The organism is Psychrobacter sp. PL15, from assembly GCF_035984995.1.
In the GTDB taxonomy this organism is placed as follows: Bacteria; Pseudomonadota; Gammaproteobacteria; order Pseudomonadales; family Moraxellaceae; genus Psychrobacter.
In genome coordinates, this window is record NZ_JAXCIB010000005.1 from 168,717 (window position 1) to 194,953 (window position 26,237).

Consider the following 26,237-nt stretch of genomic DNA (forward strand, 5'->3'; position numbering starts at 1 on the left):
GCAGCTGAATATCAGCATCGACAATTTGGGTGACCGTCATCGGCATTGCTGTATTCTGGGGTTGATTACTTGCTACGTCGATATCGCCAGTTCAAAATAAAATAGATACTTTTGTGTCAGCCTGCTACTGGTATAAAATTTTCTTGCTTGCTGTTCGCAAGCGTGAACGAGTCTACGAAAAATTCATAATAGCAGCACTGTGTCGTTTTTAAATTGGATTAACTGTATCAGCGCGTCAAGGTAGGTACAGATATCCCTGTCAATATAATGGCAACCATAGTAGGAGGCAAAGACGACAGAACAAGTTTCATAAATTACATAGGCCATTAGGTAGATTGTAGGGTGTTGTCAAGCAAGTCACACTATTAGTCTTTCTGGATCGGCCATAACAGGCAATATTGATAGGAGTAACCAGCTACAGGCGCCAAAAAACTATCGCCAACAACAAGGCGTATACTTTAGAGCGACAATGATGACAGGTCAATGCTCAGTGTTCCTTTATTAGCCATTGAATAAACGATCTATTCATGGCGCAGGATTTTTTTAATACAGAACTTTTGATACAGAATTTTTGATACAAAACATAGCACCATTCATTTACAAATTATAAAAGGTTTATTAGAAGTAATCATTATAGTTTTGATAAGTTTTTTGGTTTTATACAGTAGCGCTAATAATCGTCAGATAATGATGGTGTATGCTATATTTCACCTGTTATAAATACGCGTGTAGCCAATCCAAATGAGAAATGGCACAGTGCTATCGGGATGAATTTTTTGCCGCTTCCCACAGGCCTGCCAGCAGTACGCCAGAAAAAATTACACCAGTAGTACCTTGCTAGCAGTGACTTTCTTTTATATTGAATCGGCTACACTAAAAATTAATAATTATGCTGTGGCAATATAATTTTTAAGACATATTTTAATCTAAGAAACAAAAAGGGACTAGTGATGGAAGGGTATATTTTGGCTTTAGATCAAGGGACAACATCGAGTCGAGCGATCTTGTATGACGACCATGCCCGCCCGATTAAAATGGTGCAAAAGCCGACCACTTTACAAACCCCAAAAGCTGGCTATGTCGAACAAGATGCACAACAAATTTGGCAGACTCAAATCAGCTGTGCTCATGATGTCATTAACCAAGCTGGGCTACTGGCCACTGATGTCGGTAGTATTGCCATTACCAATCAACGTGAGTCTATTGTCATTTGGGACAAACAAACTGGCAAACCTTTGGCACCTGCCATCATTTGGCAAGATCGACGCACGGCAGATTATTGTAAGGCACTTGCTGCTAAAAGCGTCAGTAACAGTACTGATAATAGTAATGAGGATATGGCGAAACAGGTTCAACGTATCACGGGCTTGCGTTTAGATCCTTATTTTAGTGCCAGTAAAATTGCTTGGCTGCTTGAGAATAATTCTAAAATTAAAGCACGGGCAAGCAGTGGACAGATAGCCGTTGGTACTATCGACAGCTGGCTAATCTATAAATTGACAGGGGGTGAGCATGTCATTGATATCACCAATGCTTCACGTACTTTGTTGTTTGATATTCATAAATTGGCCTGGTCGGATGAGCTGTGCGCACGCTTTGATATACCGATGTCCATATTACCCAAAGTACTGCCCTCTGATGGTGACTTTGGCAAAACCAAGAAAGGCTTATTCGCTAAGCAAATCCCGATTCATGCCGTATTGGGGGACCAGCAAGCAGCGCTCTTTGGACAAGGTTGCCTAGATGCTGGCACGGCTAAGAATACTTATGGCACCGGCTGCTTCATGCTTATGAACATCGGTGAAAACCCCCAGCTTAGTGAACATCAATTGCTAACTACCATAGCTTGGCAACGAAAAATTGGGCCCAGTCGTATAGACAATCGGTCACTAGGGCAGATTATGCAGTCCGGAAAACGCATGTTACAGCCGTCCAGTTTTGGTATGAACCGAGAAATAAATTACGCACTAGAAGGGAGTGTGTTTATGGCTGGGGCGATCATGCAATGGCTACGCGATAATTTAGGTATGATTAAGCAAAGCTGTGATGTCGAAGCGTTAGCATTACAAGTAGACAGTAGTGAATCGGTAGTCGTGCTGCCCGCATTCACAGGACTTGGTGCCCCTTATTGGCGCTCTGATGTCAGTGCCAGTATTAGTGGCATGAGCCGCGGTACTACCAAAGCGCATATTGCGCGAGCGGCCTTAGAAGCGGTTGCTTATCAGACTTATGATGTATTAGTTGCGATGCAAAAGGACAGTCTTCATCCTCTCACCGAGCTAAGAGTTGATGGCGGCGCGGCTAATAATGATTTACTAATGCAGTTTCAAGCTGACTTACTGGGCGTGCCCGTACTACGACCCAAAGATACCGAAATTACCGCCAAAGGTGCGGCTTTATTGGCTGGTCTAAAAAGTGGCTTATATGATGAAGCCACAATGAAAACATCCTGGCAGGTTGATCGTGTCTTTGAGCCGAGTATGTCAGCTGATAGCCGCGAGCAGCATCTCTATAAATGGCAGCAAGCTGTTAAGAGAGCCTTGATGGATATATAGACGGCTAGCTTAAAAGTTACTCAAAATACTATGCGGTCATACAGAAGCACTATATGGCTACAAACTGTAACCTAAGGTCATTGTGATTTGGACAAGATTTACATATTCGGCCTATCTGGTTTCGTGTTTAATTTCCTATACTTTAGATGAGTTAAATAAGACTGCTGACCTGGTCTAGATTAGCAATCAATAAAAGCAAAATACAACAAATAATTTAAGGACAATACTATGAATAACGATGGCCGTATTACAGACCCTAATAATCGTGTGATTGATGATGACTACCTTGAAGTAGGTGATAGAGAGCGAATCATTGACGATAACGAGCGTAGAGTAACTGGCAGTGATCATCATGCAGTTGATAATACGGTAATTAGACATGAAGACGATAATATTATAGAAAATCATGATAGTATCGATCGCGATGCAGTAAAGCACTTATCAAAAGAGTCAAAAAAAGATCTTAATGCCGATATTATTACGGGCGAGCCGGGTTCACATCCAGTAGGTACTGGCGTTGGGGGTGTAGGCGGTGCAGCAGTAGGTGCCGCTATCGGTACTATGGCCGGACCGTTAGGCACATTAATCGGTGGCGCAATCGGTGCCATTGCAGGTGGCGGTGCAGGCCATGCATCAGCAGAAGCAATTGACCCCACACGTGAAGAAGCTTATTGGCGCGCAGAACATGCCAATCTCGACTATCAGAAAGAAGGCTATGACTTTGATCGTGACATGCATCCCGCTTATGCAGTAGGGTATGCTAATCGTGCTCGTTATCCTGCTGATGCCCGTTTTGAAGATCATGAAGCAGATCTAGAAAGCTCTTGGCATGAGGTTAAAGGTGATTCACGTATGGCTTGGGGAGATGCTCGGATAGCCTCTCGTGATGCTTGGAATCGCGTGTCATAACATGTGTCATAAACTGCAACGTTATTAGTAAAGTATTATAGTTAGTAGGTTATCATCAACAGACTCAAATCTAGGGACATCGGCTCAGTCTAAACTCAATAAACAGTATATAAATGGGCCATTTTGTTATTATGGCCCACACAATTGTAGATAACTACTGGGCAGCAGCTCTAAATGATTTTTATAGCGCTACAGAAAAGCTTTCAGAGTAAACTCTGAAAGCTTTTCTGTTATTCAATGGTTTATACGCAGATAAAAATAAAATGTTATATATTTAGTAGGCCTTATATATAGTATACTTAAAATTTAGAGCAATTAAACAAACAAACTTCTATTCCTACAGGTTTAATACCAAGTAAAGAGTAGAAAATCTAATGTGTAATAGTACCAACCAATAATAATTGTCAGGTTATAGGTAATATTAACAACCACAAAAAGTTAACACCCTCAAAAAATATAACTATAACTGACAGGTAACTTATCATGCACCGTGATGGCCCGGACAATCGTAAACAGTTCTATATTGCTACCGCTAATTTACTTAACCTTGCCAATCCCAATCGAATTTATTACGATAACGCCCCAGCCTACGACCATAAAGCTTACGATAAAAAAGTACGGGGTATTACAGAACTACTAGCCAAAACCCACGCTGATATTATTGCGGTGCAAGAAGTTTGGGATAGTGAGGCGTTAGAAGCCGTCGCCGTAGCATTAGGTTTTAAACCAGAAAACGTAGTCATTCCGCTGGCAAGCAATGATAGTGCTAGCCCCTATACCCAAGGGCGCGGTGCACAAAAGACGCCTGCTGTTGGTATTATCAGTCGTTTTGAACAATTAGAGATCAGCCTATTAGAAAATATCGCCCCTAAAGCTGTGATCGATATTCCTGATATTGGCCTTTATCGTCATTTTAACCGTCCGCCTCTATTATTACGTGTGAATGCATTTGGCCAGCCGATAACCGTTATTACTGCTCATCTCAAAAGTAAACGCGCCTTTTTCCTACGCGACGCAGACGGTAATTTGTTAGAAGATATGGATGATCCAAATATTCGTGTTCGTGCCAAACTTCGCAGTCTATGTATGCGCGCGGCAGAGGCAGCATCAATTCGAATGTCTATTATTGAGCGTTTACTGCATACGCGCGAGCCACTCATATTGCTCGGTGATATGAATGATGTCACTGGCAGCGTGACTACCCAGTTGATGGCTGAGACTGGTGAGGTAAATTATGACAAAAGTATGCGTGATATTGCTCTCTTCGATGCAGCACGGGTTCAAGCCCGTTATGGCTGGATGAAGGATATGGCTTATACCCATATTTATCAAGGGATACCAGAGGTGATTGATCAGCTGTTTGTCTCAGAAGAATTTTTACCTGATAGTAAGTTTGCACTTGGGCAAGTGGAGCGAGTGGATTACTTTAATGATCATTTGAAATGGGACTATGCAGATAGAATGACTGATCATGGTATTATAAGAGCTAAAATAAAGCTGCATGACTAAACATCTGATATTGTTAATTGATATATTACGTTTGTAACCCATCGACGCGCTTGCTTGATAATATACAAGTGTTTATGATGCACTATTCATTAAATATGGTAGTGGTTACATTGACCAAAAGCTGCCAACAGCATGCCGATTTAGTGCAAGTGCTATTTAATAAAATATACCCTGTAAATAAGGCGTAACATCGAGAGGTTTATAATGAGCGAAAATAAAGACGACAAAATTGAAGATGTATTAGTAGATTCCGAGCTGGCAAAAAAGCTGGTACCTAATAAATTTAAATTTACCAGCCAGCAAGGCCGCGTACGCCGTCAAAAGTTATTGATGGGTGCCAAAAAGCTGAGTGAAACTCAATCTATTAATGACATTACTCTAGCTGCTGTCTGCGAAGAAGCGGGTATTCCAAGAGCTTCTGCCTATCATTTCTTCCCAAACATCGAAGCGATATTCTTAGCGCTACGCTTTTTAAATGCTATTGACATCCTAGAAGTACTGACCACAGTCGAGACTGTGAATTATGACAGATGGCAAGCTTATTTGACGGCTTTGATTGAACGTTGCGTACAGATTTTCCGCAATGACGAGACTAAAGCTAAGCTGGTATATGGAACCAATACACCAGATTTTGAAGGTGATAGTTTCGGTGAAGATATTGACTATCAAATAGTTCAATTGGTCTATAAGCGTTTGTCAGAACGCTATGAGATGCCAGTATTTGAAGATATTGAAGATGTTTTGTTAGTCACTTATAGCATTGTCAACGGCATATTCACGTTATCTTATCGTCATCATGAAAGTATCACTGATAGCTATTTGCAAGAAGCCAATACCGCCTCTATCGCTTATTTGCGTTGTTATTTACCAGAAAAGCTGCCACGTAAAAATCGCTAATTTGGTAGTACCATACGCCTAATATAATTAAAAGAACCGGCTCTATGCCGGTTCTTTTTTGTCAGTTCTTAGTAGCTATAAACTAATGGCGTCACAAACAACGCCTAACAAACAAAGTCTAATAAATAACGCGACCGTTTGCAGTTGAGATGGAAATAGCGTCCGTTTGTGCGACCGACAAAGTACGGTTAATTTCGGTATGTAACGTTGGTAGCAGCATCGGTAATGCCTGTCCACGACAAATATCGTCGCTCGGATCTAAGAGTGAAAATTGCTTATAATACTGGTTTATTAAGCTTTCAAGTTTTACATTTAGGTGCGAGTCATGAGTATTAATATAAGCTTCGCGAGCTTGTTCTAGCCAGCGATCAGCCATGCGGAAGTGGCTACCTGACTGCCGCCAACCATATTTATAATGGTTGGCGGCTGCCCATATTAAGGCCACTTCACTAAACGCCAGCTCACGTGGTGCAGTCGTTATACCGCCACTGTCTTTTAAAGCCGTTAAAGTCGCCCAAAGATCTGGTCGCATCAAAGCAGAGGTCGGTGGAATGTCGGTCGTTATGTGGAGGCTCTGATCGTTATTGTTTTGCAGCGCTGTCAGGATAGAGGTGCCACTTTGTAGAGCATACTCGCCTGCAGCTGAGCGACTACTAATACTGTCTTCATGAGAGGCATAATTCAACCAAGCTTGAGCTTTATAGGCAAGGTATTGCTCACGTGGTGACAGAATATCTGGTGGTCGATTGTCTTGTTCAACTTGATAGGAGTCTTGCCCAAGCCGATAATCACCTAGTTGTGTGAGCATACAGTCTATATTCTGACGCCTTAAACTTTGAATCTTTGCACGTGACGTTTGTGCTTCTATGTTGTTATGACACGCAGTGGTCTGAGCTTTCAAGGTATCAGCAGCAGCCGTGGAGACATTGCTAGCGTTATTATTATTTGCTGCTTGCACAGATGGCATAAATGCTAGTAGCAGTAATACTGATAACGAGGACTTTTGTGAGAGTTGTAATAAACGAGGCAGTTTGTTAGCTACTGAGTTAATCGCTGAATTCTTAGAGTCAAGCATAATGCCAGCCTTGGATTATAATGAGCCGTTAACGGCTCATTAGCTATAAAGTAATTTTATGACAATAGCTATAAATTATGAGCAAATTATAACCGTCTATAAGGTTATGTTAGCTTTAGTGTAGACTTATCGTGTAAGCGCTAATTTTTGCGTGGATCAGTACCTTTAAATAGATCTTCATCAAACTTAAAGCGTACTCTGAAGTAAGCGCCTTCTTGAGTGCTATCATCATAAGCAATGTCCTCATCTTCAAAGCCCATAAAGTTATAGCCCAGTGATAGCCATAAGTTAGTCATAGGGCTGTAGCCCACCTCGGCGCCAAGCATATAAGCTAGGTCATTCGCTTGCTTATTCCAATAGGTACCCGCTTGCAAGCCAACATCCCAGCGCTCATTGATGTCATAGAGACCACGCGCATAAGCGGCATGGGCGGTGTTATCGCTGGTGATATTATCGGCGCCGTACTCTGTATACTTACCGGCATAATGACCTGACAACGTTAACGGGCGAGTCGGATGATAATTACCACTCCATGACCAAACAATGGCGTCTTTTTGGTATGGATCAGTACCTGTTTGATTATCATCTAGGCGATATTCAAGTTTGGCGAGCATATCGAGCTGATTGCTATCATAGTCGCGATAAGCTGCACCAAGCTGAAAGCGGTTAATGGTACGGTTACCATCGTCATAATCAACCCGTGAATAGATATCTTTAGCCAGTAGAGTAATGTCGTCAGTATAGCGATAAGCAATACCTGCGCTACCAAGCAAGGTATCACTGGTATCGCCCCAGCGTTTCTCAAAACGACCTGACGCTTTGTAGTTTTCTTTCGCCAGGTACTCAACCCCAAAACCGGCGGCGGTCGCAGTACTGTCTTCTTCACCTTCGAGCGACTCAACCCGCTCGAATAGTGTGTTTACCGTTAAGCCTTTTTGGACATACCATTTGTTCTTGAGGCCGATAGCGGCTTCGGCTTCGCGAGCATCAATAGCATCACGCATGCGGTATTCGCTATAAACTTTGCCATCTTTCATATAAGTGGCGTCAAAACCAACCACCGTGCGTTGACGTTCATCGGTATCATCCAGACCGTAACTGCCTGATAAGCTATTGATTAAATCATGGCGTGCATAAAGGCGACCAAGGTTACCTAGTGGGGTTTCACCACCGATAGAGGTAGCATTACGCGAGCTATGGTTGATATCTTGCTCGTATTCGGCAAATACCAACGCTTTATTTAGCTTGGGCAAACGGGCAGTAACACGGGCGCGGGCAGTGGTGCCTTCGATATCTTTCTCTGCACTACTAACGCCATTAAGCGCCGACTGATTGATGATGTCGTCGTTAAAAACAGTATCATCAGTGACATCTACTACGTCGGTTGCTGCTTGGATATTACGCGAGGCGGCGGTGGCTTGTTGCTTATAGTAACGTACACCCACTTCACCAACGATATTTTTGCTCAATCTTTGCTCAACGCTGGCTTGTACCCCTTCGCGGCTGGCTTCAGTAGTATGGTCTGTGGTGCGTACGCCTTCGATTTTTAGCGCGGTTTTTTTATTGGCTAATGCATGAGTGACTTCCACCCCGGATTCGGTACGGCCAGCGGTTAAGGGTGAGGCACCAGTAACGAAGCCTATATCGGCGTCGTTATAGTAAGCTTTGGCACGGGTATTCTTTTTATTATCGTAGTCCAGTTCGATACGTAATGCATTGCCTTCAGTATTACTATCATTTAATGACTTTGTATTAATTTGATTACTTGGTTGGTAATTGGGATCCTCAGCTTTACTTTTCGCATATTCCGCCACCAGTTTTAAGGTATTGTTAATTTTAACCACACTATTAATGCTGGCAAGCTGTTCTTTATTCAGCGGGTCATCACTATTGATATAGCTGCCGCCAATAGCTACTTTCCCAGTCAGTTGCTGTTTGCCTGCTATACCGCCGACCCAATATTTTTCGCCACCTTCGTCCACTTCCACAGTCACGCGCAGATAAATAGGGTTACCGTCAATGTCTTGGCTAGCAATCGGCGCTTTCAGATATAAGCTACGGCTGATCGGATCGATTTCATAATCAGCGAAGCGGGTAAGGGTCTCGCGGCGAATGATAAGTCCCGAATTATTAGCATCACGGGTGATAATTTCTATGGTCTCAGAGTTCTCTAACACTGCATCGAAGTTTTCGGCCAGCGGATACGGGCCGGAAATACCTAGGCCACGAGTCTCATTAACCCGCTGTGAAGAGCTGGTCTCGGCGATAAACGTGGTAATACGAGTATTGCTGTCCTCATATTGGGCTTTTGCACCGGTTAAAGTACGATTATATTGACCCAGCTTGATACCATCATCGTTATCAATTTGGGTTTTTAGGTCGCCATACATCGCGAATGAGCGACCCTTATCTAAGCGCACATAAAGCTTGCTAGTAGATTGCGCATCAAAGCCTTTGGCTGATGAGTCGCCATACACAGGATAATACTCGCCCGGCTCGATATCACGGAACAGGCGCTCGCCTTTTTTGTCGCTGTCATAAGACAAAGTGAGCAGATAGTCGCCACGTACTTTACCTTTAAGAAACATCGCGGCGCGGCCAGTCGCGGAATAGTCGTCATTACCGGCAAACTCCTTCAGCTCTTGTTCGAACGCGCCTTGCGCATCAGTAATACTTCCACCGTCGAAGTCCTTGAGCGATATCGCACCTTCAACAATACCGACGGCGATAAGAGGACGCAATTTGGCGGTGAACTGTAGCGGAATCACTTGCTTACTGCTGCCAGTATCAACTACCAACTCGCCTTTACCCGGTACACTAGGCGCAATTACGGAAACTAACAGCTCGCCGCCATTTACAGTAACTTGCGTGCCCGCTTGGTCTTTGCTGCTGTCTGTTAGGTTGATACGGCCGATATTGGTATCAATAGTGATCGGGGTTGAAGCGATATACGGACGGTTGTCACGATCTTTTAAACTAATAACTATTTGATATTCGCTGACGCCATCTGCTTGTACCAACTGCTCTTGGGTACGATAGTCGATGGCTTGCAAACTATCTGGCGTTAAGACCTCAATGGTCTTCTCAGAGATGACTTTACCATTTATATCAGTTGCGACGCCGCGTAGGGTATTGCGTCCACGTTTTAGATCTACTGCATAATAATCAAAGGCGGTAACGTTTTGTTTTTGCTGCTTGGCAGTTTTACCGATTTGTTCCTCAGACACTGCTTTATCATTGGCATAAAGGGTGAAGTTCGATCCCAGTGGTGCTTGTACTTGTACCATCTGCTTGTAGGTATTAAGCTGTTGATCTGCTGATAAATTAATAAAGGCAACGTCGTTGTTAGCCACTTCTTTTAAATATTCTTCGAGCTCTTTCTCTACTGGGGGAGCAACAGTCGTAATGCTCATATCGACACGTGCAGCGCTAGGATTGACCATGTCAGCTACTATCGCTGAGTCACATTGAATGCCTTGATCTAATATATCGTTAGACTTACAGCCAGTGGCATCAACGTTATCTTTATAATCGCGATTATAATCAGGATCTAGGGTCAGCTCGCTTTTAACCGCTTGCTCTAAGCTATCATTTTTAGCACTAATGCTCTTGCTACGGGCAACCAGCTCTTGGTTTAAGCGCTCAGTACTGTCTGCCATGCCGCCGACAATAGCAAAGTCAGCACGATGTAGCTCGCCGTATTTGAGATCGACAAAGCGGCTACCGGCATCACCAGCGTTACGGTTGCTTTGGATAATTAGTTCTGTTTCTCTAGGTAGGGTGGTGCTATCGACTTTTAAGACGTGAGTTTTGGCACTAATCCCATAAAAATTATATTTCCCTTCAGGATCAGTGACCACAAAGCTACCGTTTTCCATATAAATACGCACGCCAGCAACGCCAAGCTCGCCATCTTCTTTTTGTTGGATACCGTCGCGATTGATGTCATGGTAGATTTTACCGACGATGATGCCATCAGTATTCATCACTCCACGGCTGACGTCAATTGGCCATTGCGCCTCCATTGATGAGAGGGTTTTATCATTCTCATCACGGCCATGAGCAACGGCACGGTTGATACCGTCACCGCCTAATGCTGATGAGCCAATCAACACGCGATAAGTAATGTCTGCCGTGTCATCTTTTCCCATATCACCTAAGCTTAAGACTTGATATTTACCTTCAGTCTTAAATTCAGAAGTCTGAGTTTTATCAATTTTTACACCATTTTCAGTTTTTATGTAACGCATAGTGTCTTGGACATAGTCAAAGCCGCGCGGCAATGCGTCTTTTAGCTTAACGTCATAGGCGGTTTCTTTACCGTCATTTTTGACATTAATGGTGTAGTTCACATAGTCGCCAAGCTCAGCGGTTCTTACGTTGCCTTCCTTGGTAACCTGTAAACTTGGCTCCTCGTTAGTGATAACGATATTACTACTAATATTTTCTGTGATTTTTTCTCTTGTACCGTCTTCTTTGATACAGTCAGTCAGTGTCGCGAGTAGATTATCCCCTTGTAGCGTCTGGATGATTTTGTCATCAATGGCATTGGCGTTGTTTTCTGTTGGAGCCGATATTTGATACTTACCAGAGTTATTGCCAGTCTCAGTCGCTTTTAGTGAATAAGTATCTCCGCTCCCAGTTGGTGGATTGGTTGACTTAATAGTGATCCAAACTTGGTCAGGTTTATCAGGATTAAAGTTACACTGTGCATAACTGGCCTCAAGAAAGACATCTTCGCCGACTTGTTGCGGCGTGTTTCTATAGCCATTGAACGAAAAGAGCATAAAGTCAAGGCGCGGCTTAACGATAATTAAGCTATTGGTCGCTTTGGCTGATGCGGGATTTACTGACGGATCGTCAACGACAATTGCACCAACCGTAATCTTATCTTTATCGGTTGTACTATCATTAGTTAGAGCTCGGATGATTAGATCAAGGCTTTCCGAAGCACCATGTTTGATTTGAATTTGGCTGCCACTAGGTAACCATTTTTCGTCACCATCAAGCTTACCATTTTTATTGATATCAACGTAGAATTGTAAGCCAGATAATGCAGATTCTTTCTCAAGTGAAATCTCGACATTCAAAACCCCATTAGAACTTTTATTTACTAACTCGTTTTTCCAGTAAACTTTATCACCTGGCGCTACGGTTTGTAACGTGGCTTTTTTTAACTCAATATCATATTCGCCAAACTCAGACGACTGGACACTCACTTGGTTAGAAGTGCTACTTAGATTAAAGTTAGTACCGTTGTTAACAACATAGCTGGCGTTAGCCGTATTTTCGATGAACTGTAGCAGAGGGTTAGGTGCGGCTAGGGCGGTATTTGATTGCATAAGAAACATAGCTAGCGTCAACGCAGAGACCTTAGCGGTGCGCAATGGCATGTGTTTAGACGATGTCATTAAATGAGCTGTCATATGTCGCTTATCCAATAAAACAAAATGAGGGAGTGCTAGATTCCTCTAGCCTAAGTAAATCCAGGCTAGGGAATATCTATAAGTACCTGTAGATACTTATAGACTTTAAAAATATACGCTGAAATTAAAAGTTTAATTTAAGTTGAAAGTTGTAATCTCAAGTTAAGTTTATGGTGTTGTAATCACACGAGCGGTTTTGATTTTGACTGAAAACTGCATGGTTGCCGTTTCTTGAGGCGCTAAGGTATCAATAGTAGTCGTAACATTATCTGAATTCTGAGCCGCTGTACCCTTAGTAGTAGTTACAGAGTCTACTTCATAGTCAGCTTCATTCTCAAAGTTGGAGAATGCGTCTAAGATAACTATATTGGTAATATCAAACCCTACCCCTGTTGAAGAGCTCGCATCAGCAGAAGAGGTGTTTTGAGCTTGGACTTTATAAATAATACACTCACCAGGCTTAGCACCATCATCATCAGTAAGAGGTGTAGAAACGAATGTTGTTGCACTACCGCTACAAGTTTTATCTATCGCTTGGGTTTTGAGCAGCACTAAGCCGCGTACCGTTGTTACATCTGTTACTGGAGGTATTGTAGGTGCGCCTTCTAGCTTTGGAATCAAGGTAACAATGGTGTTTTCAAATGTAGGAGTAGTAGAGTTCAATGGAGTGAAGATCTGTGCTTTAAGTGATGACACTTTATAATCAATAGTTGCTGTGGCGTTAGGTGCTATACCATCAGTTAAAGCATCTTTAATGTCATATACATTTACACCATTTACAACTGTAACGCGAATATCAATTGGCTGTCCTGCAGCATCAGCGCCAGCACCATCAGCATCATAAGTGACAGTGACGCTACCAGGTTCTATATTAACTGCATCTCGCACGGTGCCGTCATTATCAGTGATAGTGAACGTTAACTCGCCGGCCTTACTGCCCTCGACGTCTTTACCCGTGTTGGTGATGACTGTTGTATGAGTGACTTGACCAGCAGTACCTGAGGTCGGTGCAATTTCCCTAGTAGTGATACCAAGTAGAGTTAGAGCACGTTTGATGGTCAGTAAGGGTACAGTTGAGTCATCACCTGTATTAGCCGGAGCCTGACCATTAACGTTATTAATCTCGGCAGTAGGGTAGAACTCAGTAACGTTTTGTTCTTTGGTTTTGTCTGTACTATCGATAAGCGTATTACCATCAGTCGCAGCATTATCCAAGTCATCGGTGACTGTTACGTGGTTAACGGCCTCTGCAGGAACAAGCACACCTGAGCCACCTTGCTTTACTTTAAAGAGGAAGGTTGTTTTTTGACCTACTGGGATATTGATACCAGTAACTTTGAAGCCATCAGTTTCTGCATTACCGGCAGTGATAGTGCCTTTAGTAGTATCACTACTACTGACCGTGATATTATTAGCTGTTAGGTTTTCTGCCATAATTAGACCAGGTGGCAGAAAATCTGCGATATTAACTTCAGTAGCATCAGCACTAAAGGTAGTGCTTTCGTTGGTCACTACAATCTGATACTCGGCGGTATCAGTAAGATCATTGAGATCTAGGCCATTAGTAATGGTCTTAACGATACCAAAGGTAGGGAGCTTAGTGAATGAGCTGTTATTATTAGTAAGTGTGTTAACTGGTGCCCCGTTATCAGTTAAGGCTTTACTCTTGGCAGATATGGTTAGTGGTGGCTTGTCCCCACCTTTATTATTAATGGTTTTGGCATTGATAATAAACTTAACATACTGCCCCTTTTCTAGTTCGGATTCTCTGCCATTAATATTTGCGAAGGAGACATCGTCGGCAGAACGAACTACCGTTGTTCCATCCGCTTTATATACCTTAAATGAGACAGTAGAGTTAGGCGTATCATATTTTGGGTCATTTGCGGCCAGTGATATAGTATAGGTGTCGGTACGGTTACCAGTGTTGGTCAACGTATGCTCAAAGACAGCGTACCCATTAGGCGCCACTTCTTCGTTCTGGTTTTTATCATCAAATTGTATACCACCCTCTGATGTATCGTCATTATCAGCACTCAATGTGAAGGCTACCTGTTCTGATACAGTGATTTTTACTATATTAGATAGAACCACAGGCTGCTCTTGGTCGCTGACGTTATAGCTGGCGCTTGCTTGGTTAGTGATGTCTACGCTTGTATTAGTTCCGGTAGTGCCGGCTGGGTCCCCTGGGGCTGCATTAGCAGTAGAACTAATGCCTAGCACTGCAGCGATTCCGACAGCTAATAAGCTGTAATTAAAAATGTTTGATCTCATATAAGACTCCGAAATAGGAAAAGGTTTAGAGGTTGGGATTCAAGGATGGTAACTGGGCTGCTTTAATCAATGATCGTATTAATCAACGATGGTATTAAGCGCCACAGCTGCAGATTTATTCGCTGGTAAGAGCTTGATGTCCCAACGTAAGGTACGGTATTCGGATAATGGGATTTTAACCATTTTGCCATCGACTTTGCGCATCAACGGCATATCGGCATAGTTCTTGCCGTCGATACTTGCTTGGGCGCTGCTAGGATATACGTCACCAGTAAAAGTCATATTAGCGGGAATAGGTAAAGTCACGGCTAAGTCGTTGATGCTTTCATTTACGGTATTGGTATAGGTTGCTTTGTACTGAATAACAGTACCCGTTGGAGCAGTACGGACTGGTAAATAACTAACTTTACCCTCGGTATTTTTAATAACTTTGTTAGCTGTCAGCTCCATTTTTAGGGCGTCATCAGCATGAGCAGCACTCAATAAGACTAAGCTAGTAATACCAGCCGTCATGATTTTTTTTAATGGATAGGTCATAATCATTTTAAATTCCTAGAATTAATGATTGTTAAGAGGCATAAACAGCAAGCTGTACGGCACCAAATAAGAAAGTGATACAAGTGGCAGTTAAAGCGAGTTAGTACTATCTGTATAAATGATGTATTTTTAGAGTGTGTTGTGCTTATTATATAATTATATGCTGTCAAAATAATAACAAACGTCGTGTTATAGGTCTTAAACCTGACAAGTGGAAGTAAAGAGCCGCTTAACGGTGATCATGGTTTTGTTTATTATTCATTTAATACTTTTGGAGAGGATAATACGAGAAGCTATAAATATATATTCACTTAAAACCATGTTATTTAGGCATCAGAATATAATTAAAGCAATATAATTGATTCCACTACAAAATGATAATTCAGTAAAGTTTCACAACTACTTAGACTATATAGAGTCATATTTACTATTAAAATATAAAATATTACTTTTGACATTTGTTTAGAAAAATAGATGTTTTATCAAGTTAAACTTATCGGATATTATCGCTCTATTCTTCTTCAACCCCACAGAAGTCGAAATCACGAGCGATATTACCCGATAGCTTTCTTCAGTCATAATTGTAAGTATTTTCTGCTAATGCAAATTTATGAGTGCTAGCAGTTGTAGCAAAGCTATATAGCCAAGAGCTTGATTTTGACCCAATCAAACAGATCCAAGTCTCATTTGATAAGAAGTCTGACTGAACAGTAAAACTGTATTGAAATAAGGTAGCTTTGCACTTGATACGGTCTACGAATAGGAGGAGCTAGTGGCAATATTATTGTCGTTACAGTCAGATTGCTATTTGCTAATCCTAGTTTTTTATCGCGATCAAATAAGCCATCAAGGCACTCGTTGTTACCTGTAAGAATATTGGGAACGTTCTACCTGGTAGCGTCACTTGTTGATGTACCGTAGTGAATAAGTATTAATAATGTTTATTAAGGATATATACATTATGACGAGATGCATATTTTAGTTGAATAAAAAAACAGACACTTGTAATTATAAAAGTGTCTGTTTGATAAGTTGAATCTGGTTTATGTGTTGGTGTGGCTGCAATATAAGATTAAAAGTGATGAGAGACCATAATCAAACACCACCTGCAGATTAATCCGATTGGGTGGTGCCATATTTAGTATTAAAATATAGTGTTGCCGAGTTTGGCTGCGGCTGCGTACTACCTGAAGGAGTTGCAGCTAAGCTGAATTGATTAGATTGAATTTCGCCATTGGTACCGTAAGCGACCGTAGGGTTACCTACTGATGCTGGAAGAAATAAGGGAGTAGGTCGCTGAAATGAGGATCTAACAGGGATGCTTTGTAGCTTATCATTAATTTGTACCTGCTGAAGACTGACATGGCCACGGTTGTAAGACTGAATTCGGTAAGCAATACAGTTTCCTGGGCTGACATCATTGATAGGATTGACGCTGAAACCTACTGTTGGGTTAGGATTATCACTAACACTCTGGTAATTTAGGGTGTCGTTACATTCATGGACATACTGTGACTTTATCAGTACCAAGGCGGTATTATTGCCTTTTACTTCACCAAAATCTAAATTGCGAATGAACGTTCCAGTAGTATTTATTTCGGTTCTATAATCATAAACATTTGCTACGAGCGTAACCTCTTCGGTATTAGAGGTCGTATCTATTGTATAGTCCCACGAGCTGGGCTCACTTTCCACTAGGCAGACCTTTGTTCTATTTGCTAGCACACTAGGCGATACCATGAAGTTATATCTACCTATAGTAGCCTGAGCACTTGAAACCGTTTGAGGGTTGGCCGAAGTTGTCGTGATGTTATTACCACTACAGTCCGTCAAACGTACTCGTAAGTTGCTGTTATATATACCTGACTCAGTTGCACCATCATAAGCTCCGTTAAAATAGCTACTATTACCCGTAAAAGTAGGAGAAATATTTTGTCTATTGGCACTACTGTCTGTAATACCACCATTATCATTAAAAACTATACCTGAGAAGGTATAATTAGGTCTACCATTGGTAATTGTGCACGACCAATTGTCTCCATAAGTGAGCTTTAAGTTCTTTGGGTCTAAAGTCGTCACGGTTGTACCGTCTGACTTTTTACACATGTATGAGGCAGTATAATCCCTTAAGTTCGTGGTTCCTGCTATAGCTTCTGTTAAGATATAAGTTTTGGTGGGATCAACTTTGAATGTTCCTGTCGTACCTGTTCCGTTAGTGACGGTATTACCTTCACCTGCTGTGGTGGTCGTAGTAATATCACTGGTTATTACCGTATTGTTAACGGTATCTTTTATTTGAACCACAAACTCATCAGTATCTGTCTTACGAGGAGCAGAAAGTTTTTTGGTATAAGTCAATCGCGGCTGCGGCTGGTAGCAGTAACCATCGAATTCGATATATATAAGTTGATTACCAGGATCACCATTCCTACTTCTACGAGAATAATCTACGTTAGGGCGATTGCCATAGGTTACATCCACCTTAATCACAGGCTGATCGAAAGTTACTGAGACTTTGCACCTGTCATCTAAACTACTACATGAAAAATCACTCGTGGTGCTTGTTTGACGATAAGGCGCGGAGTTGGTTATTGTTTGGCCTTTATACGTTACAGCTGGACTAATTACTGTCCCTGGGGAGGTAACACCAGTTATGGTAACCTGGTCAAAATAATTAAAGTATTCAACGAAAAAAAACCTTGTAATGTTTGAATCTAAATCAAATATACTTAAGCTTACCTTATCAAGTGCTTGAGGTTGACCGGTAAACTTGTTCTTAAAGGTATATGATACAGTGCGGGTGCTTGTTTCGTCAGCGAAGTCTTGAAAGAACTCAAATACTTGATCTCCTCTAGCTGTTACTGATTGATAAGTGTTTGTCGATCCAGCATTTAAGGAGCCATCAGTAACCAAAATGTTAGAAGCAACGAGGTAGCTCTCATCTTCAACACCAATGATATTTTGATTGCTCTTGGGAGTAGGTGGGGAAGTATTAGGTGCTAGATTGGTATAATCTGAGTTTGCAAAATTATCAGGTATAAAACCAGCATCACACGTGACTGCTGCTAGTACCGAATAACTGGGCAAGAGTATTAGTATGAAAGATAGTGCTATCCAACGAGTGACCTTGAATCTTAATTCCAATATCTTAGCAGACAAATTCATCATAACTCCAGTAACGGTCGCACAATATTAAAATGGTCGTATGCAATTATAATATTCAACAGGGAGTTGAGATACAAAAACAAGATGAACGTTTATTTAGAGGGTATGAACGACCAATACTCTAGATATAAGTATTATACTCAATGGCCTTAATTGAGTCATCAGTATATAACGTTGTCAAATACTTTTATGAAAACCCCATTTAATTTTTATTATAGGCGCTATGTGCCAACGTGAAAGTGAAACAGTATTCAAGCAGATAGTGTGGTGTTCAGATTTCTTTATCATTTACGATAATACCAATTCCTTAATGTTATTTCTAATAAACATTTCTAAAAACACTAATCACTATTTATTTCAAAAATACTTGTTATATCTTCATTTCTCTACAGCTATAAACAATTGGGCCATAAACGCCTATAATAGACCCTGATAATAATTTAACGACCGAATATACGGCATTAACTGTACGGTCTATTTTATCATTATGCTCATTTAACACGTATGCTAATGCACACTGCCACTATTTTGTATGACCTAGCTATATATAGACCGCATAAGACAATGGAATGCTTGAGCGTAGCAAGGAAGTCGTAAGTAATCCGGTATCTCATTACACACTATTTAATAAGACCCTGCCATTAGGTAGGTATGACTGATATAAAAGGATTAACAAAGATGAATTATTATAAGGATGCTGACAGCACCGAAACGCAGGAATGGTTGGAAGCTTTTGAGTCCGTTATCAAACATGCTGATAAAGATCGTGCCCAGTTTTTGCTAAAAGCTTTATACAATATGGCGGTGCAAGAAGGACTGCCGTTTAATCGTCTTGATACCGCTTACATCAATACTATCGCGGTTGAAGACGAGCCCATGTATCCCGGTGACTTGGCTATCGAACGCAAAATTCGCGCTTTAATTCGTTATAACGCTTTAGCGATGGTCATGCGCGCGAATAAAAATGATGATGATCTAGGGGGTCACTTAGCGACGTTTGCGTCTAGTGCTACTCTTTATGAAACCGGTTTTAACCATTTTTTCCGTGCCGCGAGCGATCATTTCGGCGGTGACATGATCTATTATCAAGGTCACTCAGCACCAGGTATCTACGCGCGCTCTTATTTAGAAGGCCGCTTGACTGAAGAGCAGCTCGATAACTTCCGTCGTGAAGTGGGCGGTAAAGGTTTATCAAGTTATCCGCATCCGTACTTGATGCCGGATTACTGGCAGTTCCCGACTGTCTCAATGGGTATTGGTCCCATTATGTCGATCTATCATGCCCATGTGCATCGCTATATGGAAAACCGTGGCTTGCTTGAAAAAGAAGGCCGCAAGATTTGGACTTTCTTGGGTGATGGTGAGACCGATGAGCCAGAAAGCTTAGGCGCAATTTCTCTTGCTGGCCGTGAAAAGCTGGACAACCTGATTTGGGTGGTCAACTGTAACTTACAACGTCTTGATGGCCCAGTACGCGGTAATGGTAAGATCATTCAAGAACTAGAATCCGTATTCCGCGGCGCAGGCTGGCGAGTAATAAAAGTCGTTTGGGGCGGTAAATGGGATAGTCTATTGGCCAATGATTCTACCGGTGTCCTCAAACATCGCATGGAAGAATCGGTTGACGGTGAGTATCAATTATACGAAGCGCGTGACCCTGATTTTGTACGCAAAGAGTTCTTTGGTAAATATCCAGAACTTGAGGAAATGGCTAATGAGTTATCTAATGAGGATATTTCAAGCCTAAACCGTGGCGGTCATGATCCAATGAAAGTCTACGCCGCCTTTAGCGAAGCGATGAAAACCAAAGGTCAGCCAACAGTTATTCTAGCAAAAACAGTCAAGGGTTATGGCTTGTCTACCCAAACCCAAGCGGTCAACAAATCGCATCAAATCAAAAAGTTGGATCAAGAAGCCTTGATGTATTTCCGTGATCGCTTTGATTTACCCTTTACTGACGAGCAGTTAGAGACTCTACCGTTTTATCGTCCTGAAGAGGGCTCAGCGGAGATGAAATATCTTAAAGGTCGCCGTGAAGCGTTAGGGGGTCATTTACCCAATCGCCGTAGTGGTCATATTCCTTTAGACATTCCTGAGCTGTCTATTTTTGATCGTGTGCTTCAGGGTAGTAAAGGAAAAGAGCAATCGACCACGATGGTATTTGTGCGTCTACTATCAGCGATGCTGAAAAATAAAGACATTCAAGATCGTGTCGTGCCAATCGTTCCTGATGAAGCACGTACCTTTGGTCTAGAAGGCATGTTCCGTCAATTGGGTATCTATTCTGCTGTTGGCCAGAAATATACTCCAGAAGACAGCGAAGCGTTAATGGGCTACAAAGAAGCCATCGACGGCCACATGCTAGAAGAAGGTATTAACGAAGCAGGCGCCATGAGTACTTGGATTGCATTAGCAACCAGCTATTCTGTCAATGCGTTACCGATGATTCCGATGTACATTTACTACTCTATGTTTGGTTTCCAGCGTATTGGTGATTTGGCATGGGCCGCAGGTGACTGTCAAGCGCAAGGCTTCTTACTAGGCGCAACGGCTGGTCGTACCACTCTAAACGGTGAAGGCTTGCAGCATCAAGATGGCCATTCACAAATCTTATTCAACGTGGTACCTAACTGTGTGTCTTATGATCCTTGCTTTGGCTATGAGCTAGCAGTGGTGATGCATGATGGCCTGCGCCGTATGTATGGTGAAGGCGAGCGGGTCTATTATTACTTGACCTTGATGAATGAAAACTATGAGCAACCTGCAATGCCAGAGGGTGCTGAAGAAGGCATCAAACGCGGCATGTATCTGTTAGAAGACAATGGTTCAACCCAAGTACAGCTACTGGGTTCTGGTGTTATCCTACGCGAAGTACAAAAAGCGGCGAAAATACTACAAGACGAGTTTAATATTACTGCTAACGTTTGGAGTGTGACCAGCTTTAATGAGCTGACTCGCGATGGTATGGTCTGTGATGACTATAACCGTCTACATCCAATGGATGAAGAGCGCGTGCCATGGGTTACAGAACAGCTTGCGCCGCACGAAGGTATCGTAGTGGCAGCAACGGATTATATGCGCAACTACTCAGAGCAAATCCGAGCCTGGTTACCTGATAATCGTCCTTATACCACCTTGGGTACGGATGGTTATGGTCGCTCTGATAGCCGTGAGCAATTACGCAGCTTCTTCAACGTTGATGCTGCGCATATTGTTGTTGCCACGCTTAAACGCTTAGCTGACGAAGGCGAAGTAGAAATGCGCTTGGTAAAAGATGCTATTTCAAGCTTGGGTATTGATGTCGATCTACCACCTGCATGGCAGCAGCAGCCTTATTATGACCATTCTCCAGATGCACCAGCACCTGGTAATGTGAATCCGAATCCTGTCCCTGAGTTTGTCAGTGAAGACGATGACGAAATTAGTAATGAAGGCCGTGCTGAAGACCAAGCCGATGCCACTTTACTCAATGATGATGACGTCACAGAATAAAACCTATAAGACAAGGCAATCTTAAGATAAGGAGAATAAGGATGGATATTAAAGCCCCCGATTTGGGTGTCGATAGCGCCGAAGTCAGTGAGATTATGGTTAGTGTTGGTGATGTTATCGCAAAAGACGATAATATTATCCTACTAGAATCTGATAAAGCCTCGGTAGAAGTACCGAGTTCCGCTGGTGGTAAAATTACCAAGATTAATGTTGCTGTTGGCGATCAAGTCAGTGAAGGCATGGTACTCATTGAGCTCGATAGCGATGCGGATAGCGATAGCTCAGATGCTAATGACGCAAGCGCTGATGTGACTGACTCTAAGAAAGACAGTGAGACTGCTAATAGCGACAAAAGTGATAATGATAATAACGACAATAGTAGCGACGACCAAGCTGCTGTTGCTACTGAAGACCGTTCATCATCTTCTGCTACTACAGCAGGGACAGCGACTACGCATGCGCTACCAGATCTAGGTGTTGATGAAGCAGAAGTGTCGGAGATTATGGTCAGCGAAGGCGATATGGTCAGTGCCGATCAATCAATCTTGTTGATTGAGTCTGATAAAGCGTCAGTCGAAGTGCCTGCGCCCGAAGCCGGCAGAATTGAAAAAATATTAGTAAAAGCCGGTGACATGGTGGCTAATGGCCAAGACTTTATTATTATCGTTAGTAGTGCAGCTGCCACTAGCAATGAGCAAGCTGACACACCTAAGGTTGAAGAAGCTGCAACGCCTAAACAAGCTGCTACGGCTGCACCGCAAACCACAGACGAACCAAAACCAGCTGCCGTTAAATCTACACCTGTGGTCAATAACGCGCCTACGAACACTGCGGATAGTAAGTTAACAGAAGCTCAGGTTAATGATAAGGCAGCCGAAGTATATGCTGGTCCTGCAGTACGTAAGCTAGCTCGTCAATTGGGTGTGGACATCACCCAAGTCAATGGTTCAGCGTTGAATAATCGTATCCTAAAAGAAGATCTGTTTGCACACGTCAAAAATAGTTTGACTACTCCGCAAGCAGCCCCTGCTAGCGTTAGTGTTGCCAGCACAAGTTTGCCAAAACTGCCTGACATGAGCAATGTTGAGATTTGGGGCGAGACCGAAACCACAGACCTCACGCGTTTGCAAAAAGTCTCTATACCGCAGCTCAATTACAACACCTATTTACCGCAAGTGACCCAGTTCGACGTCTCTGATATCACTGAAACTGAGAAGCTACGTGGTGAACTAAAAGGGGGTATGAAAGCCCAAGGTATTGGCCTGACTATTCTAGCCTTTATCGTCAAAGCGACGGCTTATGCGCTGACTCAACATCCACGCTTTAACAGTCATTTAAGTGATGACAATACCCAAGTGATTCTGCGTAAAAGCGTGAATATGGGTATTGCGGTGGCCACTGATGATGGTCTGATTGTCCCGGTCATCAAAAATGCGCAAGATAAAGGTATCAAGCAGATTGCCATTGAAATTGGTGAGCTGGCAGTAAAAGCACGTGATAAAAAGTTAAGCACTAAAGATTTGCAAGGTGCCAGCTTCACGATTTCAAGCCAAGGTATCTTAGGTGGTACGGCATTTACACCACTGGTCAACTGGCCACAAGTGGCTATTTTAGGCGCTTCAGAAGCAACTATGCAGCCGCATTGGAATGCTGCCAAGCAAACCTTTGAACCACGCCTGATGTTGCCCTTGTCACTATCTTATGATCATCGAGTCATTAACGGTGCTGATGCTGCGGTATTTACTCGTTATGTCGCCGGTCTACTTGCCGATCCACGCCGTATCTTGCTATAGGCTGTTTGATCGCTTAATAACCATACTGATAATAAAAAGGACTGTCCATGGACGGTCTTTTTTACGTCTAATATTTAATAAAAGCTTGGATGAAATACTCATTGTATAAAATAATAGACACAAAAAAGCCAGCATATAGCCGGCTTTTTTCATTCATATTACTTTATGTTATATTAGAAAGTTTTAACAAAAGCAACGCCGTAAACCCAAGGACTGATATCGATTTCACCAATATCTGCACCATCTAAGCTAGCATCAGTTTTGATGTCCATATAGCGGGCATCAATACGGAAAGCTTCAGTTGGCGCAAATGGAATATCAAGACCGATATGACCGGCTACGCCAACGCTATCGTCAAGATCTAAATCACCACCAGTAGAAATTCTTTCTTTAAAGAAAGTTGTATAGTTGACACCAACACCAACAAACGGCTTAATATTTAAAGGCATATTATAGCCGTCAAAATGATACTGTACAGAAAGAGTAGGGGGTAGATGTTGAGTTTTACCTGTGAGTATCTTATTACCATCAGCATCATTTAAGGTAAAGTCATGATGAAATGGAATTGCCGCTAGTAATTCAATACCAACGTTATTAGCGATAAAGTACTCACCACTGATGGTTGGACGAATATCATCATCAATTTTAACGCTTAAAATATTATCTAAAGTACCATTATCACTTTTAGGGTCAACATAGTGTGCGCCAGCAGCGACTGTCCAAGTACCAGCAGGTATCGCAAAGGTGGTGGTCATTGTGAGAGCAGCAGCAGTCGCTAAAACTAGGGATTGTAGTTTCATTAATTGGTTCCTTAAGGTAATAAATGATTGCCGATAAATACCTAATGAGGGATGACATTAGTTACCGATACATGATGTTATTGTTATAAATTAACTGGTAACATCACCACTTCATTATAATACAAAACCCTTATTAACTGTAAGGATTTAGATATAATTTAGTAACATTCACTTAATAACCTATTATTGTAGGTGCTCTAGAGCCCATTTTTACATAACCTACAGCAAGGAATCAGTCATATATTATGCTCGGCTACTGCAGTAACTCACCACTTCGTTGTGCCAATGCGCGCTCAATGATAATGCTAAATCAAGTTGACCAATGTTGTTCTGAGTGCAGACTGTATTTATTACCTGCTCAGCAGCAGCGTGATGGTTCACATGTTGATCAACGGGTTTTACAGTTGGCTTTGTTAGTAATGGTGCTAATTGTGCTGGCTCTGGTCTACATTTATTACACTGGTCTTGCATAACCACTATAATCTGCAAGTATTTCAAGGCGAGTGGCAATCGGTTTAAGAAAATTTTTTAACGATAGTTTTTAAAATTAATTTCTTAAGTAGCAGTGTTAATCTGCTAGATTTAGATAGGGCAAATACTGTTTTTATAGCTATACTTGATCCTTATATCACTATCTTATAACGATATCGTGGTAACTTAAGTCACTTGGCGGCTGAAATAAAACAGTTCTTATTGTTTCTGCCTCATTCTTTATTACTATAAGACCGGTATTGCACCGCATAGGGACGGCATGATATTCCAATCTATACGGCGCTTGCGTCATTTTGTTTATAATATTTTGCAAAATGATGACCACGACACCTTGTTCAGTCGTTACGTTGACTATTTTCTAATTCTTTTAATCATGACCAATGTAGCCGCAGTGATTGCGGAGTCTGTTGATCAGTGGTACTACCCCAATCAAAGCTACTTTACTTGGTTTGAGAATTTTTCTATCGTGGTGTTTTCTATTGAGTATTCACTGCGCTTATGGAGCGTGGCTGAAGCCAAGCCTGACAATACCACCTGGCGGCAACGTTGGGATTGGTTGAGAAGCCCTTCGGCTCTCATTGATTTGATAGCCATTGCCCCCGCTTTCTTAAACTTCTTCGTCAGTATTGATTTACGTTTCTTACGTATTCTACGTTTGTTCCGCATTCTTAAGCTGACCCGCTATTTTGCCTCCATGCGTATTTTATTGGTGGTTATCAGCAAAGAGAAAGGCTCATTTCAAGCGGTTATTTTTATCTTAATTATTATGATTGTGACGGCCTCTAGTGGTATTTATTTAGTCGAAAACCATGCCCAGCCGGAGGAGTTTGAGTCGATACCTAAGGCTATGTGGTGGGCGGTGGTCACCCTGACCACGGTTGGTTATGGCGACGTCATACCGATTACCACTGCAGGTAAGATATTAGGTGCGATTATCACGATATTAGGTGTGGGTCTGGCAGCACTGCCAGCCGGTATTTTGGCGACGGGTTTGGCCAATGAGTTAAGCCAACGCCGTGATGAGTTGGAACAACAGTTTCGCGAACTCTTAGTCGATGGTGATTTTGATTTGGTACAAAATCAAAGTATGATCGATAAAATTCGTCGTGAGCTGGGCTTGGATAAAGAGCAGGCACAAGATATTGTGCTCCAGGTACTACGGGAGCAATCGCTTGAACGCCGAGAAAAAGACGTGCAGAAAAAGAATTTTTGCCCGCATTGCGGGGAAGCGCTAGAGTAAGTTGATGTCTTTAAGGTTTGATTAAGGGTTACGAACAGTTAAGGCAATCCATATCGGCGATAGTAATAATAGT

General features: G+C 42.2%; 13 protein-coding genes. 7 read left to right on the forward strand and 6 right to left on the reverse strand.

Annotation, left to right across the window (positions count from 1 at the left end; translation table 11 throughout):
• Nucleotides 1–950 precede the first annotated feature (950 nt).
• From glpK to RCH20_RS06340, 4 genes are all read left to right on the forward strand, one after another.
• Entirely contained in the window at nt 951–2,555 is a 1,605-nt protein-coding gene (gene glpK / locus RCH20_RS06325) for a glycerol kinase GlpK (protein ID WP_327192970.1), read from the forward strand.
• 396 nt (nt 2,556–2,951) lie between these two features.
• Nucleotides 2,952–3,464, forward strand: a complete 513-nt coding sequence (locus RCH20_RS06330) for a hypothetical protein (protein WP_327193015.1) — start codon at nt 2,952–2,954, stop codon at nt 3,462–3,464.
• 483 nt (nt 3,465–3,947) lie between these two features.
• Nucleotides 3,948–4,973 (forward strand): endonuclease/exonuclease/phosphatase family protein, encoded by a 1,026-nt coding sequence (locus RCH20_RS06335; RefSeq protein WP_209957903.1) that lies wholly within the window; start codon nt 3,948–3,950, stop codon nt 4,971–4,973.
• 204 nt (nt 4,974–5,177) lie between these two features.
• Nucleotides 5,178–5,870 carry a TetR/AcrR family transcriptional regulator gene (locus RCH20_RS06340; protein WP_209957896.1) on the forward strand — a complete coding sequence of 231 codons (693 nt, stop codon included), beginning with the start codon at nt 5,178–5,180 and terminating at the stop codon, nt 5,868–5,870.
• Nucleotides 5,871–5,988: 118 nt separating this feature from the next.
• Here RCH20_RS06340 and RCH20_RS06345 read toward each other — a convergent pair whose 3' ends face one another.
• From RCH20_RS06345 to RCH20_RS06365, 5 genes are all read right to left on the reverse strand, one after another.
• Nucleotides 5,989–6,945, reverse strand: a complete 957-nt coding sequence (locus RCH20_RS06345; RefSeq protein WP_327192971.1) for a hypothetical protein — start codon at nt 6,943–6,945, stop codon at nt 5,989–5,991.
• Nucleotides 6,946–7,085: 140 nt separating this feature from the next.
• Nucleotides 7,086–12,371, reverse strand: coding sequence for a hypothetical protein (locus RCH20_RS06350; protein WP_327192972.1), 5,286 nt, complete (start codon nt 12,369–12,371; stop codon nt 7,086–7,088).
• Nucleotides 12,372–12,539: 168 nt separating this feature from the next.
• Nucleotides 12,540–14,645 (reverse strand): hypothetical protein, encoded by a 2,106-nt coding sequence (locus tag RCH20_RS06355; protein ID WP_327192973.1) that lies wholly within the window; start codon nt 14,643–14,645, stop codon nt 12,540–12,542.
• A 78-nt stretch (nt 14,646–14,723) separates the two neighbouring features.
• Nucleotides 14,724–15,188, reverse strand: coding sequence for a hypothetical protein (locus tag RCH20_RS06360; RefSeq protein WP_327192974.1), 465 nt, complete (start codon nt 15,186–15,188; stop codon nt 14,724–14,726).
• A 1,107-nt stretch (nt 15,189–16,295) separates the two neighbouring features.
• The gene (locus tag RCH20_RS06365; RefSeq protein WP_327192975.1) at nt 16,296–18,347 is read right to left on the reverse strand and encodes a hypothetical protein; all 2,052 of its coding nucleotides are present in this window, start codon (nt 18,345–18,347) and stop codon (nt 16,296–16,298) included.
• Between the two features lie 678 nt (nt 18,348–19,025).
• Between RCH20_RS06365 and aceE the strand changes: the two genes are divergently transcribed.
• Nucleotides 19,026–21,839, forward strand: coding sequence for a pyruvate dehydrogenase (acetyl-transferring), homodimeric type (aceE, locus tag RCH20_RS06370; RefSeq protein ID WP_327192976.1), 2,814 nt, complete (start codon nt 19,026–19,028; stop codon nt 21,837–21,839).
• 41 nt (nt 21,840–21,880) lie between these two features.
• Complete coding sequence (locus RCH20_RS06375) at nt 21,881–23,632, forward strand: 2-oxo acid dehydrogenase subunit E2 (RefSeq protein WP_327192977.1); 1,752 nt, start codon at nt 21,881–21,883, stop codon at nt 23,630–23,632.
• A 173-nt stretch (nt 23,633–23,805) separates the two neighbouring features.
• Here RCH20_RS06375 and RCH20_RS06380 read toward each other — a convergent pair whose 3' ends face one another.
• Nucleotides 23,806–24,432: an OmpW/AlkL family protein gene (locus RCH20_RS06380; RefSeq protein WP_327192978.1), complete on the reverse strand. Its 627-nt coding sequence runs from the start codon at nt 24,430–24,432 to the stop codon at nt 23,806–23,808.
• 751 nt (nt 24,433–25,183) lie between these two features.
• On the opposite strand from RCH20_RS06380, the gene RCH20_RS06385 reads away from it, so the two are divergent.
• Entirely contained in the window at nt 25,184–26,164 is a 981-nt protein-coding gene (locus RCH20_RS06385) for an ion transporter (protein ID WP_327192979.1), read from the forward strand.
• Nucleotides 26,165–26,237: the final 73 nt, after the last annotated feature.